This window comes from Acidovorax soli (assembly GCF_014207955.1).
Taxonomy (GTDB): domain Bacteria; phylum Pseudomonadota; class Gammaproteobacteria; order Burkholderiales; family Burkholderiaceae_C; genus Acidovorax; species Acidovorax soli_A.
Window position 1 is genome coordinate 144,920 of the sequence record NZ_JACHLK010000013.1, and the last position, 21,089, is coordinate 166,008.

General features: G+C 66.6%; 21 protein-coding genes. 20 read left to right on the top strand and 1 reads right to left on the bottom strand.

Annotated elements, in window-relative coordinates:
* The first annotated feature begins 22 nt into the window (after positions 1-22).
* From HNP48_RS26400 to HNP48_RS26485, 18 genes are all read left to right on the top strand, one after another.
* Positions 23-1,255: a branched-chain amino acid ABC transporter substrate-binding protein gene (locus HNP48_RS26400; protein ID WP_184862783.1), complete on the top strand. Its 1,233-nt coding sequence runs from the start codon at positions 23-25 to the stop codon at positions 1,253-1,255.
* A 72-nt stretch (positions 1,256-1,327) separates the two neighbouring features.
* On the top strand, positions 1,328-2,281 hold the full coding sequence (locus HNP48_RS26405) for a branched-chain amino acid ABC transporter permease (RefSeq protein ID WP_184862785.1): 954 nt from the start codon (positions 1,328-1,330) through the stop codon (positions 2,279-2,281).
* 40 nt (positions 2,282-2,321) lie between these two features.
* On the top strand, positions 2,322-3,644 hold the full coding sequence (locus HNP48_RS26410; RefSeq protein ID WP_184862882.1) for a branched-chain amino acid ABC transporter permease: 1,323 nt from the start codon (positions 2,322-2,324) through the stop codon (positions 3,642-3,644).
* 11 nt (positions 3,645-3,655) lie between these two features.
* On the top strand, positions 3,656-4,441 hold the full coding sequence (locus tag HNP48_RS26415) for an ABC transporter ATP-binding protein (protein ID WP_184862884.1): 786 nt from the start codon (positions 3,656-3,658) through the stop codon (positions 4,439-4,441).
* Between the two features lie 3 nt (positions 4,442-4,444).
* Positions 4,445-5,140 carry an ABC transporter ATP-binding protein gene (locus HNP48_RS26420; protein ID WP_184862787.1) on the top strand — a complete coding sequence of 232 codons (696 nt, stop codon included), beginning with the start codon at positions 4,445-4,447 and terminating at the stop codon, positions 5,138-5,140.
* Positions 5,141-5,326: 186 nt separating this feature from the next.
* The gene (locus HNP48_RS26425) at positions 5,327-7,426 is read left to right on the top strand and encodes a 3-hydroxyacyl-CoA dehydrogenase NAD-binding domain-containing protein (protein WP_184862789.1); all 2,100 of its coding nucleotides are present in this window, start codon (positions 5,327-5,329) and stop codon (positions 7,424-7,426) included.
* A gap of 97 nt (positions 7,427-7,523) precedes the next feature.
* The gene (locus HNP48_RS26430) at positions 7,524-8,699 is read left to right on the top strand and encodes an acetyl-CoA C-acyltransferase (protein ID WP_184862791.1); all 1,176 of its coding nucleotides are present in this window, start codon (positions 7,524-7,526) and stop codon (positions 8,697-8,699) included.
* Between the two features lie 180 nt (positions 8,700-8,879).
* Positions 8,880-9,356: a hypothetical protein gene (locus HNP48_RS26435; protein WP_184862793.1), complete on the top strand. Its 477-nt coding sequence runs from the start codon at positions 8,880-8,882 to the stop codon at positions 9,354-9,356.
* Between the two features lie 97 nt (positions 9,357-9,453).
* Positions 9,454-11,316: an acyl-CoA dehydrogenase gene (locus tag HNP48_RS26440; protein WP_184862795.1), complete on the top strand. Its 1,863-nt coding sequence runs from the start codon at positions 9,454-9,456 to the stop codon at positions 11,314-11,316.
* Complete coding sequence (locus HNP48_RS26445) at positions 11,316-11,519, top strand: hypothetical protein (RefSeq protein ID WP_184862797.1); 204 nt, start codon at positions 11,316-11,318, stop codon at positions 11,517-11,519. The genes HNP48_RS26440 and HNP48_RS26445 overlap by 1 nt, the downstream gene beginning before the upstream one ends.
* A gap of 124 nt (positions 11,520-11,643) precedes the next feature.
* The gene (locus HNP48_RS26450) at positions 11,644-12,438 is read left to right on the top strand and encodes an SDR family oxidoreductase (RefSeq protein WP_184862799.1); all 795 of its coding nucleotides are present in this window, start codon (positions 11,644-11,646) and stop codon (positions 12,436-12,438) included.
* 102 nt (positions 12,439-12,540) lie between these two features.
* Positions 12,541-12,969 (top strand): PaaI family thioesterase, encoded by a 429-nt coding sequence (locus tag HNP48_RS26455; RefSeq protein ID WP_184862801.1) that lies wholly within the window; start codon positions 12,541-12,543, stop codon positions 12,967-12,969.
* A gap of 61 nt (positions 12,970-13,030) precedes the next feature.
* Positions 13,031-14,047 carry an NADP-dependent oxidoreductase gene (locus HNP48_RS26460; RefSeq protein WP_184862803.1) on the top strand — a complete coding sequence of 339 codons (1,017 nt, stop codon included), beginning with the start codon at positions 13,031-13,033 and terminating at the stop codon, positions 14,045-14,047.
* A 16-nt stretch (positions 14,048-14,063) separates the two neighbouring features.
* Positions 14,064-14,525 carry a GNAT family N-acetyltransferase gene (locus tag HNP48_RS26465; protein WP_184862805.1) on the top strand — a complete coding sequence of 154 codons (462 nt, stop codon included), beginning with the start codon at positions 14,064-14,066 and terminating at the stop codon, positions 14,523-14,525.
* Positions 14,522-16,207: an isovaleryl-CoA dehydrogenase gene (locus tag HNP48_RS26470; protein WP_184862807.1), complete on the top strand. Its 1,686-nt coding sequence runs from the start codon at positions 14,522-14,524 to the stop codon at positions 16,205-16,207. The genes HNP48_RS26465 and HNP48_RS26470 overlap by 4 nt, the downstream gene beginning before the upstream one ends.
* A gap of 34 nt (positions 16,208-16,241) precedes the next feature.
* Positions 16,242-17,186, top strand: coding sequence for a glutathione S-transferase family protein (locus HNP48_RS26475; RefSeq protein ID WP_184862809.1), 945 nt, complete (start codon positions 16,242-16,244; stop codon positions 17,184-17,186).
* Positions 17,183-18,088 (top strand): SDR family oxidoreductase, encoded by a 906-nt coding sequence (locus HNP48_RS26480; RefSeq protein ID WP_184862811.1) that lies wholly within the window; start codon positions 17,183-17,185, stop codon positions 18,086-18,088. Before HNP48_RS26475 ends, HNP48_RS26480 begins: the two co-directional genes overlap by 4 nt.
* Positions 18,078-18,656 carry a methylated-DNA--[protein]-cysteine S-methyltransferase gene (locus HNP48_RS26485; RefSeq protein WP_184862813.1) on the top strand — a complete coding sequence of 193 codons (579 nt, stop codon included), beginning with the start codon at positions 18,078-18,080 and terminating at the stop codon, positions 18,654-18,656. Before HNP48_RS26480 ends, HNP48_RS26485 begins: the two co-directional genes overlap by 11 nt.
* On the opposite strand, the gene HNP48_RS26490 is transcribed toward HNP48_RS26485, so the two are convergent.
* On the bottom strand, positions 18,653-19,435 hold the full coding sequence (locus HNP48_RS26490) for an IclR family transcriptional regulator (RefSeq protein WP_184862815.1): 783 nt from the start codon (positions 19,433-19,435) through the stop codon (positions 18,653-18,655). The genes HNP48_RS26485 and HNP48_RS26490 overlap by 4 nt on opposite strands.
* Positions 19,436-19,640: 205 nt before the next feature.
* Here HNP48_RS26490 and HNP48_RS26495 point away from each other — a divergent pair, with 205 nt between their 5' ends.
* Positions 19,641-20,597, top strand: coding sequence for a TRAP transporter substrate-binding protein (locus tag HNP48_RS26495; protein WP_184862886.1), 957 nt, complete (start codon positions 19,641-19,643; stop codon positions 20,595-20,597).
* A 19-nt stretch (positions 20,598-20,616) separates the two neighbouring features.
* Positions 20,617-21,066 (top strand): type II 3-dehydroquinate dehydratase, encoded by a 450-nt coding sequence (locus tag HNP48_RS26500; RefSeq protein WP_184862817.1) that lies wholly within the window; start codon positions 20,617-20,619, stop codon positions 21,064-21,066.
* Positions 21,067-21,089: the final 23 nt, after the last annotated feature.

Consider the following 21,089-nt stretch of genomic DNA (forward strand, 5'->3'; position numbering starts at 1 on the left):
CGATTTACAAGGAGACAAAACCATGAAATTCGCTATGAAGGCTGTAGCAGCCACCGTCCTGTTGGCGAGCGCTGGCGCGGCGTTCGCTCAAAAAGGTGAGACCGTCAAGATCGCCTGGCTCGACCCGCTTTCGGGCCTGATGGCGGCGGTGGGAACCAACCAGCTCAAGAGTTTCCAGTTCATCTCCGAAGAGTTCAACAAGAAGAACGCCGCCGGCGTGAAGTTCGAGATCATCGGCATCGACAACAAGCTCAGCCCGCAGGAAACCACCAGCGCCCTGCGCTCGGCCATGGACCAAGGCGCGCGCTACGTGGTGCAGGGCAACGGCTCAGGCCCTGCACTGGCCATCATGGATGCACTGGAAAAGCACAATGCGCGCAACCCCGGCAAGGAAGTCGTGTTCCTGAACTACGCCGCCGTGGACCCCGACCTGACCAACAGCAAGTGCAGCTACTGGCACTTCCGCCTGGACGCCGACACCTCCATGAAGATGGAAGCGCTGACCACCTTCATGAAGGACCTGCCCGAGGTCAAGAAGGTCTACCTGATCAACCAGAACTACTCGCACGGCCACCAGGTCTCCAAGTTCGCCAAGGAAATCATGGCCCGCAAGCGCCCTGACGTGCAGTTCGTCGGCGACGACCTGCACCCCCTGGCCCAGGTGCGCGACTTCGCACCCTACATCGCCAAGATCAAGCAGTCGGGCGCCGACAGCGTGATCACCGGCAACTGGGGCTCCGACCTGGCGCTGCTCATCAAGGCCGCCAACGATGCCGGCCTGAACAACGTCAACTTCTACACCTACTACGGCTCGGTCACGGGCAGCCCCACAGCCATGGGCGCCGCCGCCGCAGGCCGCGTGTACATGGTGGCCTACGCGCACATCAACCTGCCGGGCGAGCTCAACAAGATCGTGGTGGACTACAAGAAGAAGTTCAACGACGACATGTACACCGGCTCGGTCTACCACGCCTTCTCGATGCTCACCGACGCCTTCGTGAAGACCAAGTCCACCGACCCCGTGAAGGTGGCTGCGGCCCTGGAAGGCATGAAGTTCAAGAGCTTCAATGGCGAGGTCGAGATGCGCAAGACCGACCACCAGCTGCAGCAGGGCCTGTTCATCTCCAAGTGGGAGAAGGCCGGCGGCAAGTACCCGCTCGATTCGGAAAGCACGGGCTACACCTTCGTGCCGGTGAAGTACTACGAGCCCTTCGTGGCCAGTACGCCCACCTCGTGCCAGATGAAGCGCCCCTGAGGGCCTTGGTCTCTCTTCTCTAGGCCCGACCTGGCTCGGGCCTTTTTTTTACCCTTGACCTGACAAATTGCGATGAATCTCGAGTTTTTCGTGATCTCCCTGCTCAACGGCGTGAGCTACGGGCTGCTGCTGTTCATGCTGAGCTCGGGACTCACGCTGATCTTCAGCATGATGGGTGTGCTCAATTTCGCGCACACCAGCTTCTACATGCTGGGGGCGTATTTCGCCTACAGCATCTCCGGCGTCATCGGCTTCTGGCCGGCGCTGGTGATCGCGCCGCTCATCGTGTTCGCGCTGGGCGCCGCGTTCGAGCGCTACTGCCTGCGCCGCGTGCACAAGTTCGGCCACGTGCCCGAGCTGCTCGTGACCTTCGGCCTGTCCTACCTGATCCTCGAAGTCGTGCAGCTGGTCTGGGGCCGCGCCACCGTGCCCTACGGCCTGCCCGAGCAGCTGCAAGGCCCCCTGTTCAGCCTGTACGGCACGCAGTTCCCCAAGTCGCGTTCCTTCGTGATGCTGATCGCCCTGTTGATGCTGCTGTCGGTGTGGCTGCTGCTCACGCGCACCCGCATCGGCCTGGTGATCCAGGCGGCGCTCAAGTACCCCGAGATGGTCGAGGCCCTGGGCCACAACGTGCCACGCGTGTTCATGCTGGTGTTTGGCGGCGGTGCTGCGCTCGCCGGTCTGGCCGGCGTGATCGGCGGCAACACCTACGTGACCGAACCGGCCATGGCGGCCTCGGTCGGCTCCATCATCTTCGTGGTGGTGGTGGTCGGCGGCATGGGCTCGCTGGCGGGTGCCTTCCTCGCCTCGCTGCTCATCGGCATCGTCCAGACCTTCGCGGTGGCGCTCGACTACTCGATGATCCATGTGCTGCGCCCCTTGGGCGTGGCCGTGACCGACCAGACCTTCGGCTACCCCTTGCTCAAGCTCACCATCTCGCAGGTGGCGCCCATCCTCCCGTACCTGTTCCTGGTGCTCATCCTGATCTTCCGTCCCAAGGGCCTGCTGGGCACGCGGGAGGACTGATGCCATGACCTCATCCACCACCACCGTCTCCGGCGCCGCCATGCACGCCAACCCGCACGCAGCCCCGCAGGGCACTGCGCACTACCGCTTCAAGCCCTGGAACGTGGGCCGCTTCGTCGTCTGGGCGCTGTTCGCAGCGCTGCTGATCGTGGCGCCGCACGTGTTCCGCAGCAGCCTGGCGCTGACCATGCTCTCGCAGATCGGCTACCTGATCATCATCTGCCTGTCCTACAACATCCTCTTGGGGCAGGGCGGCATGCTCAGCTTCGGGCATGCGGTGTACACGGGCCTGGGCTCGTTCATCGCCATCCATGCCATGAACCTGGCGGGCAAGGGCAGCCTGCCCATCCCGCTGGTGCTCATTCCCCTGGTGGGTGGGCTGGCCGGCATGTTCTTCGCGATCCTGCTCGGCTTCGTGACGACCAAGAAGTCGGGCACCACCTTCGCCATGATCACGCTTGGTATCGGCGAGCTCGTGGCATCGATGGCGCTGATGTTCCCCGAGTTCTTCGGCGGCGAGGGCGGCATCACCACCGACCGCGTCTACGGCAAGCCCTTCTTCGGGCTGAACTTCGGCTCGGGCATGCAGGTGTACTACCTGATTGCGGTGTACTGCTTCGTCTGCACGGCAGCCATGTTCGCCTTCACCGGCACGCCGCTCGGGCGCATCCTGAATGCCGTGCGCGACAACCCCGAGCGCGTGGAGTTCATCGGCTACAACACGCAGCGCGTGCGCTACTTCGCCTTCATCATCGCGGGCTTCTTTGCCGGTATCGGCGGCGGCCTGGCCACCATCAACTTCGAGATCGTGACCGGCGCCGACAGCGTGAACGTGCTGCGCTCGGGCAGCTACCTGCTGTTCACCTTCCTGGGCGGTGCCACCTTCTTCTTCGGGCCCATCATCGGCGCCGTGCTGCTGGTGCTGGCCTCGGTGCTGCTGTCCGAGATCTCCAAGGCCTGGCTGCTCTACCTGGGCCTGGTGTTCCTGTTCATGGTGATGTATGCGCCCGGCGGCATCGCCAGCCTGATCATGATGAACCTGCGCGTGGCCAAGTACGGCAAGCTGCGCCAGCTCTGGGTGTCCTACCTGGGCCTGGCGGGCACGGGCCTGGTGGCGGTGCTGGGTGCGGCCTGCATGGTCGAGATGACCTACCACCTGCAGCTCAATGCGGCCCTGGGGTCGGAGCTCAAGTTCATGGGGGCCATGATCAATGCCAAGGGCCTGTCGGCCTGGTTCGGGGCGGGCTTCGTGTTCGCCACCGGGCTGGCACTGTTCGAGCTGTGCCGCCGCCAGTTCCTGCGCCAATGGGGGCGCATCCAGGAAGAGATCGAACATGAAATCAAGCGGGGAGAGGCGCTGTGAGCGGCAATACCATGGCAGCTAATCCATCTTCCTTCGCGCTCGAACTGCGCGACCTGCGCAAGAGCTTCGGCAAGACCGAGATCATCCGCGGGGCCAATCTCGCAGTGGCGCCCGGCGAGCGCGTGGCCATCATCGGCCCCAACGGCGCCGGCAAGTCCACGCTCTTCAACCTCATCAGCGGGCGCTTTGCGCCCACCAGCGGTGATGTGATCCTCAATGGCCAGCGCATCAATGGCCTGGCCCCCTTCGAGATCAACCGCATGGGGCTGTCGCGCAGCTTCCAGATCACGAACATCTTCCCCAAGCTGAGCGTGTTCGAGAACCTGCGCTGCGGTGTGCTCTGGAGCATGGGCTACAAGTACACCTTCCTGCGTTTCCTGTCGAACCTGCACGACGCCAACCAGCGTGCCAAGGAACTCATGGAGATGATCAAGCTCGACAAGAAGCGCGACACGCTGGCCATGAACCTGACCTATGCCGAGCAGCGCGCGCTGGAGATCGGCATCACCATTGCCGGCGGTGCCAACGTGATCCTGCTCGACGAGCCCACGGCCGGCATGAGCAAGAGCGAGACCACGCGCTTCATCCACCTCATCAAGGAGGTGACCGAAGGCCGCACGCTGCTGACCGTGGAGCACGACATGGGCGTGGTGTTCGGCCTGGCCGACAAGATCGCCGTGGTGGTCTATGGCGAGGTGATCGCCTTCGACACGCCCGACAAGGTGCGCGCCAATGCGCGCGTGCAGGAGGCCTACCTGGGCTCCGTGGTGGCCGAAGAGCAGGGCGCGGGACACTGATTTATGCTGAAAATTGACAACCTCCACGCCTACTACGGCAAGAGCCATGTGCTGCATGGCGTGAGCTTCGATGTGCAACCCGGCGAGATCGTGGCGCTGCTGGGGCGCAACGGCTCGGGCCGGTCCACCACCGCCAAGGCCATCATGGGCCTGGTGGACTGGGAGGGTACGGTGAACTTCAAGGGCCAGGACCTCGGCGGCAAGAAGGCCTACGAGATCGCCCACCTGGGCCTGGGCTACGTGCCCGAGAGCCGCGACGTGTTCCCCAACCTCACCGTGCACCAGAACCTGATGCTGGGCCAGAAGGGCAGCGGCAAGGGCAGCCGCTGGTCGTTTGACGACATGTACGAGATGTTCCCGCGCCTCAAGGAGCGCCAGCACACCGAGGCGGGCGTGATGTCGGGCGGTGAGCAGCAGATGCTCACGCTGTGCCGCACGCTCATGGGCGACCCGGACCTGATCATCATCGACGAGCCCACCGAGGGCCTGGCGCCCAAGATCGTCGAGCTGGTGGGCCAGTACCTGCAGACCATCAAGGCGCGCGGCATCTCGGTGCTGCTGATCGAGCAGAAGCTGACCATCGCGATGAAAATTTCGGACCGGGCGCTGGTGATGGGCCATGGCTCCATCGTTTTCCAGGGCACGCCCGACAGCCTGCGGGCGGACAACTACATCCGCAAGGAGTGGCTGGAGGTCTGACGACTCCGGCCAACGCATGACAGAGAGGCGCCTGATAGCTCATGGCGCCTCTTTTTTTGCTCGAAGAGGCGGTTTGGCGGCCAAGGGCCATGTCCCCATCGGGACAAATTGACACGCCAACGCCGCGCGAAGTCTCTACAATAAAAACGCACGATCGTTCTTTTTCACTCTCCAAGGAACAACAGCATGACCGCTGAATACAAAGTCCACGGCTCGGTTGCCGTGATCACCCTGGCCAATCCTCCCGTCAACGGACTGGGCCTGGCCACCCGCCAGGGCATCGTGGACGGCCTTGGCCGTGCCAATGTCGATGCAGCGGTCAGCTCCATCGTCATCACCGGCGCCGGTGGTGCCTTCTCCGGCGGTGCCGACATCAAGGAGTTCGGCACCGACAAGTCGCTGCAGGAGCCCAATCTGCTGTCGGTGATCGCCGCCATCGAGAATTCGGCCAAGCCCGTCGTGGCCGCCATGCACACCGTCGCCATGGGCGGCGGGCTGGAGCTGGCCCTGGGCTGCCACTACCGCATCGCAGCGCCTGGCTGCTCGATTGCGCTGCCCGAAGTCAAGCTGGGCCTGATCCCTGGCGCTGGCGGCACGCAGCGCCTGCCGCGCGTGATCGGTGTCGAAGCGGCCCTGAACCTCATCGTGAGCGGCGAGCCCGTCAAGAGCGAGATGATCGGCGCCGTGCCCGGTCAGAAGCTGTTTGACAAGATGGCCGCTTCGGCCGAAGCCCTGGCCGCCGACGCCCTGGCCTTTGCCCAGAGCGTGGCCGACGTGCGCCCTCTGCCGCTGGTGCGCAACCTGCCCTGCAAGCACCCCGAAGGCGACGCCTACTTCCAGTTCGCGCGCAACATGGTCAAGGGCATGGCCAAGAACTACCCCGCACCCGCCAAGTGCGTGGACGCGGTCGAAGCCGCCACCAAGCGCAAGTTCGCCGACGGCATGCTGTTCGAGCGCGAGGTCTTCATCAACCTGATGTGGACGCCCGAGTCGCGCGCCCTGCGCCATCTGTTCATGGCCGAGCGTGCCGCCTCCAAGATCCCGGACGTGCCGTCCGACACGCCCAAGCGCGAGATCAAGTCGGTGGCCGTGATCGGCGCCGGCACCATGGGCGGCGGCATCTCCATGAACTTCCTGAACGCGGGCATCCCCGTGAAGATCCTGGAGACCAAGCAGGAAGCCCTGGACCGCGGCATCGCCACGATCAAGAAGAACTACGAAGCCCAGGTCAAGAAGGGCAAGCTCAAGGAAGACAAGTACGCGCAGCGCATGGCCCTGCTGAGCACCACGCTCGACTACGCCGACCTCAAGGACGCTGACCTCGTGATCGAGGCCGTGTTCGAGGAGCTGGGCGTCAAGGAGTCCGTTTTCAAGCAGCTCGATGCCGTGATGAAGCCCGGCGCCATCCTGGCCTCCAACACCTCCACGCTGGACGTGGACAAGATCGCCGCGTTCACCAAGCGCCCCGAAGACGTCGTGGGCATGCACTTCTTCAGCCCCGCCAACGTGATGAAGCTGCTCGAAGTGGTGCGCGGCGCCAAGACCAGCAAGGACGTGCTGGCCACCGTGATGGCCATCGGCAAGAAGATCAAGAAGACCTCCGTCGTTTCTGGTGTGTGCGACGGCTTCATCGGCAACCGCATGATCGAGCAGTACAGCCGCCAGGCCGGCTTCCTGCTCGACGAGGGCTGCACGCCCCAGCAGGTGGACAAGGCCGTCGAGAAGTTCGGCTTTGCCATGGGTCCGTTCCGCATGGGCGATCTGGCCGGCAACGACATCGGCTGGGCAATCCGCAAGCGCCGCGCCGTCGAGCGTGCCGACATGAAGTACAGCCGCACGGCCGACAAGCTGTGCGAGCTGGGCCGCTTCGGCCAGAAGACCGGCGCGGGCTGGTACGACTACCAGGCCGGCAAGCGCGACGCGATCCCGAGCGAGCTGGTCAACAAGATGATCGAAGAGCACCGCAAGGAGCTGGGCATCACGCCGCGCAAGATCTCCGACGAGGAAATCGTGCAGCGCCTGGTGTTCGCCCTGGTCAACGAAGGCGCGCACATCCTGGAGGACGGCATCGCCAGCAAGTCTGGCGACATCGACATGGTCTACCTCACGGGCTATGGCTTCCCGATCTACCGCGGCGGCCCCATGCACTACGCCAGCGAAGTGGGCCTGTTCAACGTGGTGCAGGCCATGGACCGCTTTGCCAAGAACCCCAACGACGATGCGGCGTTCTGGAAGCCCGCGCCGCTGCTGGCCAAGCTGGCCGCCGAAGGCAAGGCATTCGCCTGAGCGAACCGAACAGATTGATGCAGTGAAGCCGCACCGGACCTTGCGCACGCCCCTGGCGGCCACCACCGGTGCGTTCCACCCCTGAAAGGATTTCCCAATGACCTCCGCAGTGATCGTATCCACCGCCCGTACCCCGCTCGCCAAGAGCTGGAAGGGTGCCCTCAACATGACCCACGGCGCCACGCTGGGCGGCCATGCCGTCAAGCACGCCATCGAGCGCGCCGGCATCGACGGTGCCGACGTCGAAGACGTCATCATGGGCTGTGCCAACCCCGAAGGCGCCACCGGCGCCAACATTGCGCGCCAGATCGCGCTGGCCGCCGGCCTGCCGATCACGGCATCGGGCGTCACGGTCAACCGTTTCTGCTCCTCGGGCCTGCAGACCATCGCCATGGCGGCCCAGCGCATCATCGCCGGCGAAGCCGACGTGTACGTGGCTGGCGGCGTGGAAAGCATCTCCTGCGTGCAGCAGGAAATGAACATCCACATGCTGCGCGACCTGGCCCTGGACAAGGTCAAGCCCGAGATCTACTGGAGCATGCTGCAGACCGCCGAGCAGGTGGCCAAGCGCTACAACATCGGCCGCGAAGCCATGGACGAGTACGGCGCCGCCAGCCAGCAGAAGGCCTGCGCCGCCCAGGCCGCGGGCCTGTTCGACGCCGAGATCGCCCCCATCACCGTGACGGCCGGCGTGGCCGACAAGACCCTGGGCCTGATCACCAAGCAGGTCACCCTGTCCAAGGACGAAGGCACGCGCGAAGGCACGACGGTCGAGTCCATCAGCGGCCTGCGCTCGGCGCTGCCCGGCGGCCTGATCTCGGCCGGCAATGCCAGCCAGTTCTCCGATGGCGCTGGCGCCTGCGTGGTGGTGAGCGAAGAGTACGCGAGCAAGAAGGGCCTGAAACCCCTGGGCCGTTTCCTCGGCTTCGCCGTGGCCGGCTGCGAGCCCGATGAGATGGGCATCGGCCCGGTGTTCGCCGTGCCCAAGGTGCTCAAGAAGCTGGGCCTCACGGTCAACGACATCGACCTGTGGGAGCTGAACGAAGCCTTCGCCGTGCAGGTGATCTACTGCCGCGACAAGCTGGGCATTCCCGCCGACCGCCTGAACGTCAATGGCGGCGCCATCGCCGTGGGCCACCCTTACGGCGTGTCGGGCCAGCGCCTGACGGGCCATGCCCTGATCGAAGGCAAGCGCCGCGGCGCCAAGCGCGTGGCAGTGACCATGTGCATCGGCGGTGGCATGGGCGCAGCGGGCATTTTCGAAGTGCTCTGATGGATGCCTGGTGAGGGTGGGCGCGCAGGCGTTACGGCGCTTACGTTTGCTCACACCGGGTTTGGGGACAATGCAAGCCGGCTGTTTCTTCAACAGCCGGCCTGCACGCGGCGCGCGCCCATGGCTGCGCGCCGCCCCCGGGCCTACAACAATCACCATTCCATCAAGAGAGATCCACCCATGTTCACGAAGGTTTGCGCAGCCCTGGCCGTTCTGGTCGTTTCCACGGCAGGCACGGTTGCCCATGCACAGAGCTACCGGCTCAACCAGCCGCTGGCCGACGATCCCGATACCATCCTGCAGGAAGTGGCCATCACGCCCGAGCGCACCACGGTGACCATCGTGCTGCGCAACAGCAGCAAGCGCGACACCATCGAGGCCTGCGCCCACCCCAGCCACAAGCCCGAGGCTTTCATGCTCAAGGATCTGGACAGCGGCAAGGTATGGAAGCAGGAGGGCAGCACGGGCCTGGTGTCGTGCGAGAACGGCATGGACGAGATCCGGCCCGGCAAGCGCAAGACCTTGAAGGTCCAGTTCCCCAGCCTGCCTGCCACTGCGCGCCGGCTGCAGATCGGCGAGAACAACTGCCAGCAAAAGCCCGATGACGACATGGACTACTGGTGCTTTTCCGAAGTCGTCCTGAACCAGAAGAAGTAGCCGCCAGGCCTGCGGCCGCCGCCCCGTGCGGCGGCTGTGCGGTCCGGTGGTGCATCCCCCCGGCGCCTTGTGCGCGATTTCTCCAGGGTTTTCACACATGAGCTACCGCCCCACCGTCGAATTCCTCCTCTACCAGTGGCTCGATGCCCAGAAGCTGCCCGGGCGCGAGCGCTTTGCCGACCATTCGCGCGACACCTTCGACGCGGTGCTCGACACCTGCGAGCGCATTGCGCGCGAGAAGTACGCCCCCTTCAACCGCACCGTGGATACCCAGGAGCCGCAGTTCGACGGCGAGAAGGTCATCCTGCCCCAGTGCACCTACGATGCGCAGAAGGCCTATGCGGCCTCGGGCATGCTCAGCGCCGCGCAGGACTACGACATCGGCGGCATGCAGCTGCCCTACACGGTGGAAGCGGCGGCCAACAGCTTCTTCGGCCTCGCGTCCATCAGCATGGGCTCGGGTCTGCTCACGGTGGGCAATGCCAACCTGCTCATGGTGCATGGCACCGAGGCGCAGCAGAAGGTGTTTGCGCTCAATGAATTCTCGGGCCGCTTCTCGGGCACCATGTGCCTGTCGGAGCCGCAGGCCGGCTCCAGCCTGAGCGACGTGGCCACGCGCGCCGTGCCCGATGGCGCAGGCTTCGAGAGCGACCCGCTGGGCCCGCGTTACCGGCTCAAGGGCAACAAGATGTGGATTTCGGCCGGCGAGCACGAGCTCACCGAGAACATCATCCACCTGGTGCTGGCCAAGATCCCCGGGCCCGACGGCAAGCTGGTGCCCGGCACGCGCGGCATTTCGCTGTTCATCGTGCCCAAGAAGCTGGTGGACACCGAAGGCAACCTGACCGGCGTGCGCAACGACGTGGCGCTGGCGGGCCTGAACCACAAGCTGGGCTGGCGCGGCACGACCAACACGCTGCTCAATTTCGGTGAGGGCAAGTACCCGGTCGATGGCGAGGCCGGCGCCGTGGGCTACCTCGTGGGGCAGGCGGGCAAGGGCCTGCACTGCATGTTCCACATGATGAACGAGGCGCGCATCGGCATCGGCATGGCGGCCACCATGCTGGGCCTGGCGGGCTACTACGCGAGCCTGGACTACGCCAAGAACCGCCCCCAGGGCCGCCCGGTGCAGAACCCCAAGGACAAGGACGCTGCGGCCGCCGCGGTGGTCAAGGACGTGGCCCAGCCGCAGGTGCGCATCATCGAGCACGCCGATGTCAAGCGCATGTTGCTGGCGCAGAAGTCCTACGGCGAGGGTGCACTGGCACTCAACCTGTTCTGCGCGCGCCTGGTGGACGAGCAGGCCACCGGTGACTCCGCCGCGGCCGACGAGGCCCGCCTGCTGCTGGAAGTGCTCACTCCCATCGCCAAGAGCTGGCCCAGCGAATGGTGCCTGGAGGCCAACAGCCTGGCCATCCAGATCCATGGCGGCTACGGCTACACGCGCGACTTCCCGGTGGAGCAGTACTGGCGCGACAACCGCCTGAACATGATCCACGAGGGCACGCACGGCATCCAGGCGATGGACCTCTTGGGCCGCAAGGTGCTGATGGAAAACGGTCGTGGCCTGCAACTGCTGGCCGCACGCATCAACGGCACCATCGAGCGGGCCATCCAGGTGCCGGCACTCGCAGCGCACGCCAACGCCCTGGGCAGTGCGCTGCAGCAGGTGGGTGCCGCCACCAAGGCCGCCTGGGCCACCGGCCAGCCCACCGACGCACTGGCCAATGCCGTGCCCTACATGCAGGCCTTCGGCCACACGGTGCTGGCCTGGGTCTGGCTGGACGTGGCCCTGGCCACGCTGCAGGCCGATCCCGCGCAGGCCCAGACGGCCAGCGTGGGCAGAATGGGGGCCATGCGCTTCTTCTTCCACTACGAACTGCCCAAGATCGGCGCCTGGCTGCAGGTCGTGAGCAGCCGCGACCCGACCTGCGCCACCTTCCCCGAAGAGGCGTTCTGATGCCCGCAGCGCAGACCCTGGAGCGCATGCACCAGCTCATCTGGGCGCTGGTCTACGGGGGCCTGCTCACGCTGGTGCTGGGCCTGGCCACGGCAGGTGCCGACGAGGAGCTGGGCTGGGCGATGGGCGCCGCCGGGGGCGTGCTGGTGGCTGTGGGCGTGGTGCTGATTGGCGTGCGCTCGCGCCTGAAGACGACCCCCTGAAATCGCACAGGCGACATGGCGCACCTTGGTTGCGCCGCACAATACCTGTGCCATCCTTCCCTTTCTGCGTGCAGGGCCCGCAGGTCTTGCACCACCAACGACGACAAACCAAGGAGACGACGACATGACCACCCGCACCATCCAACAACTGTTCGATCTGACCGGCAAGACGGCCCTCGTGACCGGGGGCTCGCGCGGCCTGGGCCTGCAGCTGGCGCAGGCCCTGGGCGAAGCCGGCGCCAAGGTGCTGCTGAGCTCGCGCAAGGCGTCCGACCTGGAAGAGGCCGCCGCTGAATTGAAGGCCGCCGGCATCGACGCCCAGTGGATCGCGGCCGACTGCTCCAACGAAGCCGATATCCGCCGCCTGGCCGACGAGACCCTGGCGCGCCTGGGCCATGTGGACATCCTGCTCAACAACGCGGGCGCCGCCTGGGGCGCCCCGGCCGAAGACCACCCCGTGGAAGCCTGGGACAAGGTCATGAACCTCAATGTGCGCGGCTACTTCATCCTGTCGCAGCACATCGCCAAGCACAGCATGATCGGCCGGCGCAGCGGCAGCATCATCAACGTGGCGTCCATCGCCGGCCTGGGCGGCAACCCCAAGGGCATGAACACCATTGCTTACAACACCTCCAAGGGTGCGGTGATCAACTTCACGCGTGCGCTGGCCGCCGAATGGGGCCAATATGGCATCCGCGTGAACGCCATCTGCCCGGGCTTCTTCCCGAGCAAGATGACGGTGGGCACCCTGAAGGCCATGGGCGAGGAAGCGCTGGCCGCCCATGCCCCATTGGGCCGCCTGGGCGACGACGAGGACCTGAAGGGCCTGTGCGCGCTGTATGCGTCGGATGCCGGCAAGCACATCACCGGCCAGTGGCTGGCCGTCGATGGCGGCGTGAGCATCGTCACGGGCGGCTGAGGCCGCTCAAGGCCTGCGCGCCCACGGCGCGCGGGCCTGCCATTCAGGGGGAGCGGCAGGGGCTATGCTTGCAGCTTTCCCCTTTGCATTCTGGAGTTGCCTGTGCTGAATTTCGGTGTTCCCATTCCTTTCGTCAGCCACCTGGGCTTCACCCTGCACCGCATGGCGCAGGGCGAGTCGGAGCTGCACTACGAGGCGGCGCCCGAGCACCTCAACTCCTTCGAGGTCACGCACGGCGGCGCCACCATGACCTTGCTGGACGTGACCATGGCCACGGCCGCGCGCAGCGAGACGCCGGACCACGGCGTGGTCACCATCGAGATGAAGACCAGCTTCATGCAGGCCGCGCGCGGCCCGCTGGTGGCCAAGGGCCGCCTGCTGCACCGCACGGCCTCCATGGCCTTCACCGAGGCCTCGGTCTATGACGCCCAGGGCCGCCTTTGCAGCCATGCCACGGGCACCTTCAAGTACGTGCGCCGCGCGCTGGACCCGGCCACCGGCCAGCCGCTGAAGTCGATCTCCAGCGACTGAGTTTTTTCCGAGAGGCCGTGCGCCTCTCCACCACCACCCATTGTTTTCCAAGGAGTTCCCCATGGCCCGCAACCAACAGATCGTGCTCGACAACCGCCCGCAGGGCGAGGCCGTGGCCGGCAACTTCAAGCTGGTGGCCAGCGACACGCCTGCGCTGCAGGACGGCCAGGTGCTGGTGCGCCACCACTACCTGAGCCTGGACCCCTACATGCGCGGCCGCATGAACGAGAGCAAGAGCTACGCGGCATCGCAGGCCCTGGGTGAGGTCATGATCGGCGGCACCGTGGGCGAGGTCGCCGAGAGCCAAAATCCCAAGTACGCCGTGGGCGACAAGGTCGTGGGCATGGGCGGCTGGCAGGAATACAGCGTGGTCGATGCCAACGCCCCCGGCGCGCTGCGCAAGGTGGACACCACCCATGTGCCGCTCTCGCACTACCTGGGAGCCGTGGGCATGCCCGGCGTGACGGCCTGGTACGGCCTGGTCAAGATCATCGCCCCCAAGGAGGGCGACACCGTGGTGGTGAGCGCCGCCACGGGTGCCGTGGGCAGCGCCTTCGCGGCCCTGGCCAAGGCGCGCGGCTGCCGCGCCGTGGGCATTGCCGGCGGTGCCGACAAGTGCCGCTATGCGGTCGAGGAACTGGGTTTTGACGCCTGCATCGACTACAAGGAACACAGCGACGTGAAGGCCATGTCCAAGGCCCTGAAGGAAGCCTGCCCGAACGGCATCGACGGCTACTTCGAGAACGTGGGCGGCTGGATCATGGATGCCGTGATGCTGCGCATGAACGCCTTCAGCCGTGTGGCCCTGTGCGGCATGATCGCCGGCTACGATGGCCAGCCCCTGCCCATGGCCAACCCCGCGCTGATGCTCATCAACCGCATGAAGATCGAAGGCTTCATCGTCAGCGAGCACATGGAAGTCTGGCCCGATGCCCTGAAGGAGCTGGGCACCCTGGTGGGCACCGGCAAGCTGCGCCCGCGCGAGACCATCGCAGAGGGCATCGCCGCCGCGCCCGAGGCCTTCCTGGGCCTGCTCAAGGGGCGCAACTTTGGCAAGCAACTCGTGAAACTGATCTGAAGGAGCGCAAGCGCACATGGCGTTGACCAACCTGCACTGGACCTGGGCCCGCTTCGATGACCTTGGCGTGCACGCCCTGCACGACGCCCTGGCCTTGCGCTGCAAGGTCTTCATCCTGGAGCAGGGGCCCTACCAGGACCCGGACGGGGCCGACAAGCAATCCTGGCACCTGCTGGGCTACGATGGTGCCGGGGCGCTGCAGGCCTGCCTGCGCGTGGTGGACCCGGGCGTGAATTACCCCGAGCCCTCCATCGGCCGCGTGGTCACCGCCAAGGAGGCGCGCGGCGGCGGCACGGGGCGCCTCTTGATGCAGGAGGGCCTGGCGCGCTGCCGCCAGGTGTGGCCGGGCCGCGGTGTGCGCATCAGTGCCCAGGCGCACCTGCAGCGCTTCTATGGCAGCCTGGGTTTCGTGGCGGTGTCGGACGAGTACCTCGAGGACGACATCCCCCATATCGAAATGCTGTGGAGTTCCCCATGACCTCTCTGTCTTCGACGGTCTCAGCCACCCACACGGTCTTCAACCAGAGCGCGCCACTGGCGGATCTGAACCTGTTTTCCAGCAACCGGCCCTTGCAGGATGCCGTGGCCTTGCATGCACCCGGTCTGGACAAAAGCGGCCTCACGGCCCTGGGCGCCGAGATGGGCTCGGCACAGATGCTGGAGCACGCGCGCCTGGCCAACATCCACAAACCGGTGCTGCACACGCACGACCGCGTGGGCCGCCGCACCGATGCGGTGGAGTTCCACCCGAGCTACCACGCGCTCATCGGTGCCGCGCTGCGCCATGGCCTGCATGCCACGCCCTGGTCGCGCACGGATGCCGGTGCTGCGCACGCGCACCTGGAGCGGGCGGCCGGCTTCATGCTGTTCACCGAGACCGAGCCCTCGGTGCTGTGCCCCGTCTCCATGAGCTATGCCGTGACCCCGGCGCTGCGCGGCAATGCGGCGCTGTGGACCGACTGGAGCGCGGGCCTGGCCAGCACCCGCTACGACCCGCGCCTGGCGCTGTTCTCCGAGAAGTCGGCGCTCACCATGGGCATGGGCATGACCGAGAAGCAGGGCGGCTCCGACGTGCGCGCCAACACCACCCAGGCGGTCGCCGACGGCAGCGATGCCTGGGGCGCGCGCTACCGGCTTACGGGCCACAAGTGGTTCTTCTCAGCCCCCATGTGCGATGCCTTCCTGGTGCTGGCCCAGGCGCCCGGCGGGCTCACCTGTTTCTTCCTGCCGCGCGTGCTGCCGGGAGAAGGCGAGGGCGGTACGCTGAACGCGATTCGCATCCAGCGCCTCAAGGACAAGCTGGGCAACCATGCCAATGCGAGCTCCGAGGTCGAATTCACCGACGCCCTGGCCTGGCGCGTGGGCGAAGAGGGCCGCGGTGTGGCCCAGATCCTCGAGATGGGCACCATGACGCGGCTCGATTGCGCCCTGGGCACCAGCGGCCTCATGCGCCAGGCGCTGTCGCTGGCGCTGCAGCACACGCGCCAGCGCATGGCTTTTGGCAAGAAGCTCATCGACCAGCCGCTGATGCGCAATGTGCTGGCCGACCTGGCGCTGGAGAGCGAGGCCGCCACGGCCCTGGCGATTCGCTTGGCCAGCGCCTTCGACAGGAAGGATGCCAGCCCGCACGAGGCCGTGATGGCGCGCCTGCTCACGCCCGTGGCCAAGTTCTGGGTCTGCAAGCGCGGCAGCGTGTTCGCGCAGGAGGCCATGGAATGCCTGGGCGGTAACGGCTATGTGGAAGAAGGCGGAGAAGGCACCATGGCCCGCATCTACCGTGAGATGCCGCTCAACTCCATCTGGGAAGGCGCGGGCAACATCATGGCGCTGGACCTGCTGCGCGCCGTGCGCCGCGCCGACACGGCGGCGGCCCTGGCCGACGAACTGGCCCCGGCACGCGGCGCGCACCCGGCGCTGGACCGCCTGGCCAGCGCCCTGCCGCTGCGCGTGGACGCCATGACCACCGAGACCGAGGCCCGGCGCCTGGCGCAGGACGTGGCCCTGGCCGTGCAGGCCGCGCTGCTCTACCGCAGTGCGCCGGCCAGCGTGTTCGGTGCCTTCTGCGATGCGCGCCTGGGCGGCGACTGGGGCTACAGTTTCGGCACGCTGGGTGCCGGTGTGGACTTCGACGCGCTGCTGGACCGCGCGCTGCCTGCCTGAGCCACGCGACCCCACAAGAAACCGGAGATCCCCGATGACCACCCCCCTGATCCTGCACCATTACCCCTCGTCCCCGTTCTCGGAAAAGATCCGGCTGGCCCTGGGGTACAAGCAACTGGCCTGGAAGTCCGTGATCATCCCCAGCATCGCGCCCAAGCCCGATGTGGTGGCGCTCACGGGCGGCTACCGCAAGACGCCGTTCCTGCAGGTGGGGGCCGACATCTACTGCGACTCGGCCCTGATCGCCGATGTGCTCGAGCATGTGCAGCCCGAGCCCGTGCTCTACCCGCCGCACTTGAAGGGCGTGGCGCGCGTGTTCGCGCAGTGGGCCGATACCACGCTGTTCTGGGCCGCCATGGCCTACAACCTGCAGCCCAAGGGCGCATCGGCCCTGTTCGCCCACCTGCCGCCTGCAGCGGCCCAGGCCTTTGGCGAAGACCGCCGCGAGATGAGTGCCGGCATGCAGCGCCTGCGCCCGGCCGACGCGGCGGCGGCCTACCGCTCCTACCTGCGCCGCATCGCGCACATGGCCGAAGAGCATGACTTTCTGTTCGGCGCCGAGCCCTGCCTGGCCGACTTTGCGGCCTACCACCCGCTGTGGTTCACGCGCCAGTGCGTGCCCGTGATGGCCGACATCTTCAACGCCACGCCGGCCGTGCTGGAGTGGATGGACCGCGTGGCCGCGCTCGGCCATGGCCGCATGGAAAAGCTGGGCGCCGAAGATGCGATCACCGTGGCAGCGGGGCTGGACCCGCTGCCTCTGGCCGACGACGTGTTCCAGGACGAGCATGGCATTCCCCTGGGCAGCCAGGTGACCATTGCTGCCGAGAGCTTCGGCACCGAACCCACGGAAGGCGAACTCATCGCCGCCACGCGCACGCGCTACACCCTGCGCCGCACCGACCCGCGTGCGGGCACGGTGCATGTGCACTTCCCCCGCATTGGCTACATACTGCGAAAGGCCGAGGCCACCAAATGATCGACGATTTCAAGGGCAAGACGGCGGTTCTCACCGGTGCGGGCTCGGGCTTCGGCCTCGAATGCGCGCGCATCGGCGCCCGGCTGGGCATGAACCTCGTGCTGGCCGATGTGCAGCAGAACGCACTGGATGCGGCCGCCGCCGAGGCGCAGGCCGCGGGCGCACAGGTGCTGGCGCGCAAGGTGGACGTGTCGAACGCCGCGCAGATGGAGCAGCTCGCCGCGGACGTGGAGCAGCGCTTTGGCGCACCGCACCTGGTGTTCAACAACGCCGGCGTGGGCGCGGGCGGCCTGGTCTGGGAGAACACCGTCAAGGACTGGGAGTGGGTGTTGGGCGTGAACCTCTGGGGCGTGATCCACGGCGTGCGCCTGTTCACGCCCATGATGCTGGCCGCCGCCAAGAAGGACCCGGCCTGGCGCGGCCACATCGTCAACACGGCCAGCATGGCAGGCCTGCTCGATGCGCCCAACATGGGCGTCTACAACGTGAGCAAGCACGCGGTGGTGAGCCTGTCCGAAACCCTGTACCAGGACCTGGCGCTGGTGACCGACCAGGTCAGCGCCAGCGTGCTGTGTCCCTTCTTTGTGCCCACGGGCATCAACCAGAGCCACCGCAACCGCCCGGGCGAACTTTCGGCCGGCAAGCCCACGCGCAGCCAGCTCATCGGCCAGGCCATGACCGACAAGGCCGTGGGCAGCGGCAAGGTGACCGCGGCCGAGGTGGCGCAGAAGGTGTTCGACGCGGCCGCCGAGCGTCAGTTCTATATCTACAGCCACCCCAAGGCGATTGCCTCGGTGCAGACGCGCATGGAGGACATCATGCTCATGCGCAACCCCACCGATCCGTTTGCGGGCAAGCCCGAGATCGGCGCCCAGCTCAAGGCCGCGCTGCGTGCAGACTGAAAAGCGCGGGCCATCGGCCGCCCAGGGCTTTGCGTTGTTCGCCACGGCGGTGGGGCATTGCGGCATCGCCTGGGACGGCCCCGTGCTCACGGGCGTGCAACTGCCCGAAGACGAAGGCGAGGCGCACACCCGCGCGCGCATGCAGCGCCGGTTTCCAGGGGCACCCGAATCGCCCATGCCGCCCCAGGTGGCCGCCTGGGCCGACCGCGTGGTGGCCCTGCTCGCGGGCGCGCACGACGACCTGCTCGATGTGCCGCTGGCCACCGAGGGTGTGCCGCCTTTCAACGCCCGCGTCTACGAACTGGCCCGGCGCATACCGCCCGGCAAGACCATGACCTATGGCGAGATGGCCGCCGCCTTGGGCGAGCCCGGCGCTGCACGCGCCGTGGGCCAGGCACTGGGCCACAACCCGTTTGCGCCCGTGGTGCCTTGCCACCGCATCCTGGCCGCAGGCGGCAAGACGGGCGGCTTTTCGGCCGGCGGCGGCGCGGCCACCAAGATGCGCATGCTCGAGATCGAGGGCGCGTTCGCCCATGACACGCTGGCGCTGTTTGCGCCCAGAGACTAGCCGCGCTTCCTGAGCAGCGCCGATCCACCGCTGGCCATTGCCAGGTCGTGCGTGGTGTCGAGCAGGGCGGGGCCCAGCGCCTGCATGCGCTCGGGCGTCAGGCGCACCAGCGGGCCGGCGATCGTCACCACCCCCAGCACCGTGCCGTTGCCCCGGCGGATGGGCGCGGCCATGGCCGCCATGGCCGGAGCGAACACTTCCACGATGGTGCTGAAGCCCTGCTGGCGCGCCGTGCGCAGGTAGGCCAGCAGCTCCTTGACCGTGGTGGGGGCGTTCGGGCCGTAGTCCTCGGGCTGGCCGAAGCCCTGGCGTGACACCAGGGCCAGGGCCTCCTCGTCGCTCATGGTGGACAGCCAGGCATGGCCGGCCGAGCTGCATGAGAGGTTGACCGAGAGGCCCATGTCCGGGTCGTAGCGCAGGCCGCGCACGGCGCCCTGGGCCTTGGCCACGAAGGTCAGCTCGTCCCCGTCCACCACGGCCAGCCGCACCAGTTCACCCGACTCGACGGCGAGCCGGTCCAGCAGGGGCTGGGCAATGTCCACCACGCCCGTGGCGCTCAGGTGCGACAGGCCCAGCGACACCAGCTTGATGGTGAGCATGTAGTTGCCCTGGCTGTGGTCCTGGCGCACATAGCCGCAGCGCACCAGCTCGGCCAGCAGGCGGTGCGTCGCGCTCAGCGGCATGTCCAGCTCGGACGCCAGGCTCGACAAGGCCTTGCCCTCGGGGTGCGGGGCCAGGTGCTCCAGCACTTTGAAGCTGCGTTCGAGGATGCTGCTCATGGCGGGTTCTTTCTGTCTTTCCCGGCAATGTACCAAAAACTGTTAAAGGGTTTCTACTATGGAAAGTGTTTCCACTTTTTTAATACGATCCCTTCCCATGGCGCAACCGGTGTTCCGGATGCATGTCCCTGGTCCGACTTTTGATGGAGATAGACCCGTGAGAAAAACTGCCTGCCTGCTGGCCGCCGCCGGCCTGTCCTTGCTGATGGCTTCGCTGCCGGCCGCCGCCCAGCAGGAGCGCGTGATCCGCTTCGGCCACCTGAACAATGCCGACCACCCGGTGAGCTTCGGGGTCAAGCGCTTCGGCGAGCTGCTGGCGGCCAAGAGCGGCGGCAAGCTCAAGGTGCAGGAGTTCCCGGCCTCGCAGCTGGGCAACGAATTGCAGCAGCAGTCGGCCCTGCAGGGTGGGGTGCAACAGATGTCGGCCCCGGCCACCACCTCGCTGGCGGGCATCGTCAAGGAGTTCGGCCTGGTGGACTTTCCCTTCGCCGTGGCCAACTTCGCGCAGGCCGATGCCCTGCTCGACGGCCCGCTGGGCCAGGCGCTGATTGCCAAACTGCCCGAGAAGGGCCTGGTGGCCCTGGGCTACTGGGATCTGGGCTTTCGCAATGTGACCAACAGCAAGCGCGCCATCACCCGGGCCGACGACTTCGACGGTCTCAAGCTGCGCGTGATCCCCAACCCGGTGTTCCTCGATACCTTCAAGGCCTTCAAGGCCAACCCCGTGCCCATGCCGTTCGCCGAGCTGTATGGGGCGCTGGAGTCCAAGGCCGTGGACGGCCAGGAGAACCCCTATGCGGTGATCCTGTCGAACAAGATGTTCGAGGTGCAGAAGCACGTGAGCGCCACCAACCATGTGTATGCCGCCAACATCGTGCTCGTGAGCAAGAAGTTCTGGGACCAGCTGTCGCCCGCCGAGCAGAAGATGATGCACGAGGCCGCCGACGAGACGCGCGGCTACCAGCGCCAGGTCAGCCGCGCTGCGGCGCAAAAGGCCGTGGGCGACCTGCAGGCCAAGGGCATGGCCTACAACGAGATCGCGCCGGCCGAGCTGGCACGCATGCAGCAGATCGCCAAGCCCGTGATCGACAAGTTCGCCGCCACCTATGACCCGGCCATCGTCAAGCTCTACGACAGCGAACTCGTCCGCATCCGCAAGTGAGCCGTCCGGCCTGCATCCCATGAAAATTCTTGTCCTCCACGGCCCCAACCTGAACCTGTTCGGGCGCCGCGAACCCCATATCTACGGCACGACCACGCTGGCGCAGATCAACGAGCGGCTGCAGAAGCTGGCCGGCGAGCTCGGTGTCGAACTCGACATCGTGCAGTCCAACCACGAAGGCGCGCTGATCGACTTCCTGCACGCGAACATCGATGCAGCGCAGGGCGCGCTGGTGAACCCCGCGGGCCTCACGCAGCACGGCGTGCCGCTGCACGACGCGATCAAGGCCATGCCATTCCCGGTGATCGAGGTGCACATGTCCAACATCGCCGCGCGCGAGGCCTGGCGTGCGCATTCCATCATCTCGCCAGCCGTCAAGGCGACGGTGCAGGGCTTCGGCCCGCACTCCTACCTGGCGGCGCTGCGCGCGCTGGTCGAGAGCCTGCGCGAAGCCGCGCAGGCGGCCTGATTGTTCCTCACCTCACCGCGTTC

Excerpts from the sequence above, each read along its gene's own strand:
- HNP48_RS26405 (WP_184862785.1), top strand. The coding sequence starts at position 1,328 with ATGAATCTCGAGTTTTTCGTGATCTCCCTGCTCAACGGCGTGAGCTAC.
- HNP48_RS26450 (WP_184862799.1), top strand. The coding sequence starts at position 11,644 with ATGACCACCCGCACCATCCAACAACTGTTCGATCTGACCGGCAAGACG.
- HNP48_RS26475 (WP_184862809.1), top strand. The coding sequence starts at position 16,242 with ATGACCACCCCCCTGATCCTGCACCATTACCCCTCGTCCCCGTTCTCG.
- HNP48_RS26415 (WP_184862884.1), top strand. The coding sequence starts at position 3,656 with ATGGCAGCTAATCCATCTTCCTTCGCGCTCGAACTGCGCGACCTGCGC.
- HNP48_RS26420 (WP_184862787.1), top strand. The coding sequence starts at position 4,445 with ATGCTGAAAATTGACAACCTCCACGCCTACTACGGCAAGAGCCATGTG.
- HNP48_RS26490 (WP_184862815.1), bottom strand. The coding sequence starts at position 19,435 with ATGAGCAGCATCCTCGAACGCAGCTTCAAAGTGCTGGAGCACCTGGCC.
- HNP48_RS26480 (WP_184862811.1), top strand. The coding sequence starts at position 17,183 with ATGATCGACGATTTCAAGGGCAAGACGGCGGTTCTCACCGGTGCGGGC.
- HNP48_RS26435 (WP_184862793.1), top strand. The coding sequence starts at position 8,880 with ATGTTCACGAAGGTTTGCGCAGCCCTGGCCGTTCTGGTCGTTTCCACG.
- HNP48_RS26460 (WP_184862803.1), top strand. The coding sequence starts at position 13,031 with ATGGCCCGCAACCAACAGATCGTGCTCGACAACCGCCCGCAGGGCGAG.
- HNP48_RS26440 (WP_184862795.1), top strand. The coding sequence starts at position 9,454 with ATGAGCTACCGCCCCACCGTCGAATTCCTCCTCTACCAGTGGCTCGAT.
- HNP48_RS26400 (WP_184862783.1), top strand. The coding sequence starts at position 23 with ATGAAATTCGCTATGAAGGCTGTAGCAGCCACCGTCCTGTTGGCGAGC.
- HNP48_RS26470 (WP_184862807.1), top strand. The coding sequence starts at position 14,522 with ATGACCTCTCTGTCTTCGACGGTCTCAGCCACCCACACGGTCTTCAAC.
- HNP48_RS26495 (WP_184862886.1), top strand. The coding sequence starts at position 19,641 with ATGGCTTCGCTGCCGGCCGCCGCCCAGCAGGAGCGCGTGATCCGCTTC.
- HNP48_RS26465 (WP_184862805.1), top strand. The coding sequence starts at position 14,064 with ATGGCGTTGACCAACCTGCACTGGACCTGGGCCCGCTTCGATGACCTT.
- HNP48_RS26410 (WP_184862882.1), top strand. The coding sequence starts at position 2,322 with ATGCACGCCAACCCGCACGCAGCCCCGCAGGGCACTGCGCACTACCGC.
- HNP48_RS26425 (WP_184862789.1), top strand. The coding sequence starts at position 5,327 with ATGACCGCTGAATACAAAGTCCACGGCTCGGTTGCCGTGATCACCCTG.
- HNP48_RS26500 (WP_184862817.1), top strand. The coding sequence starts at position 20,617 with ATGAAAATTCTTGTCCTCCACGGCCCCAACCTGAACCTGTTCGGGCGC.
- HNP48_RS26445 (WP_184862797.1), top strand. The coding sequence starts at position 11,316 with ATGCCCGCAGCGCAGACCCTGGAGCGCATGCACCAGCTCATCTGGGCG.
- HNP48_RS26430 (WP_184862791.1), top strand. The coding sequence starts at position 7,524 with ATGACCTCCGCAGTGATCGTATCCACCGCCCGTACCCCGCTCGCCAAG.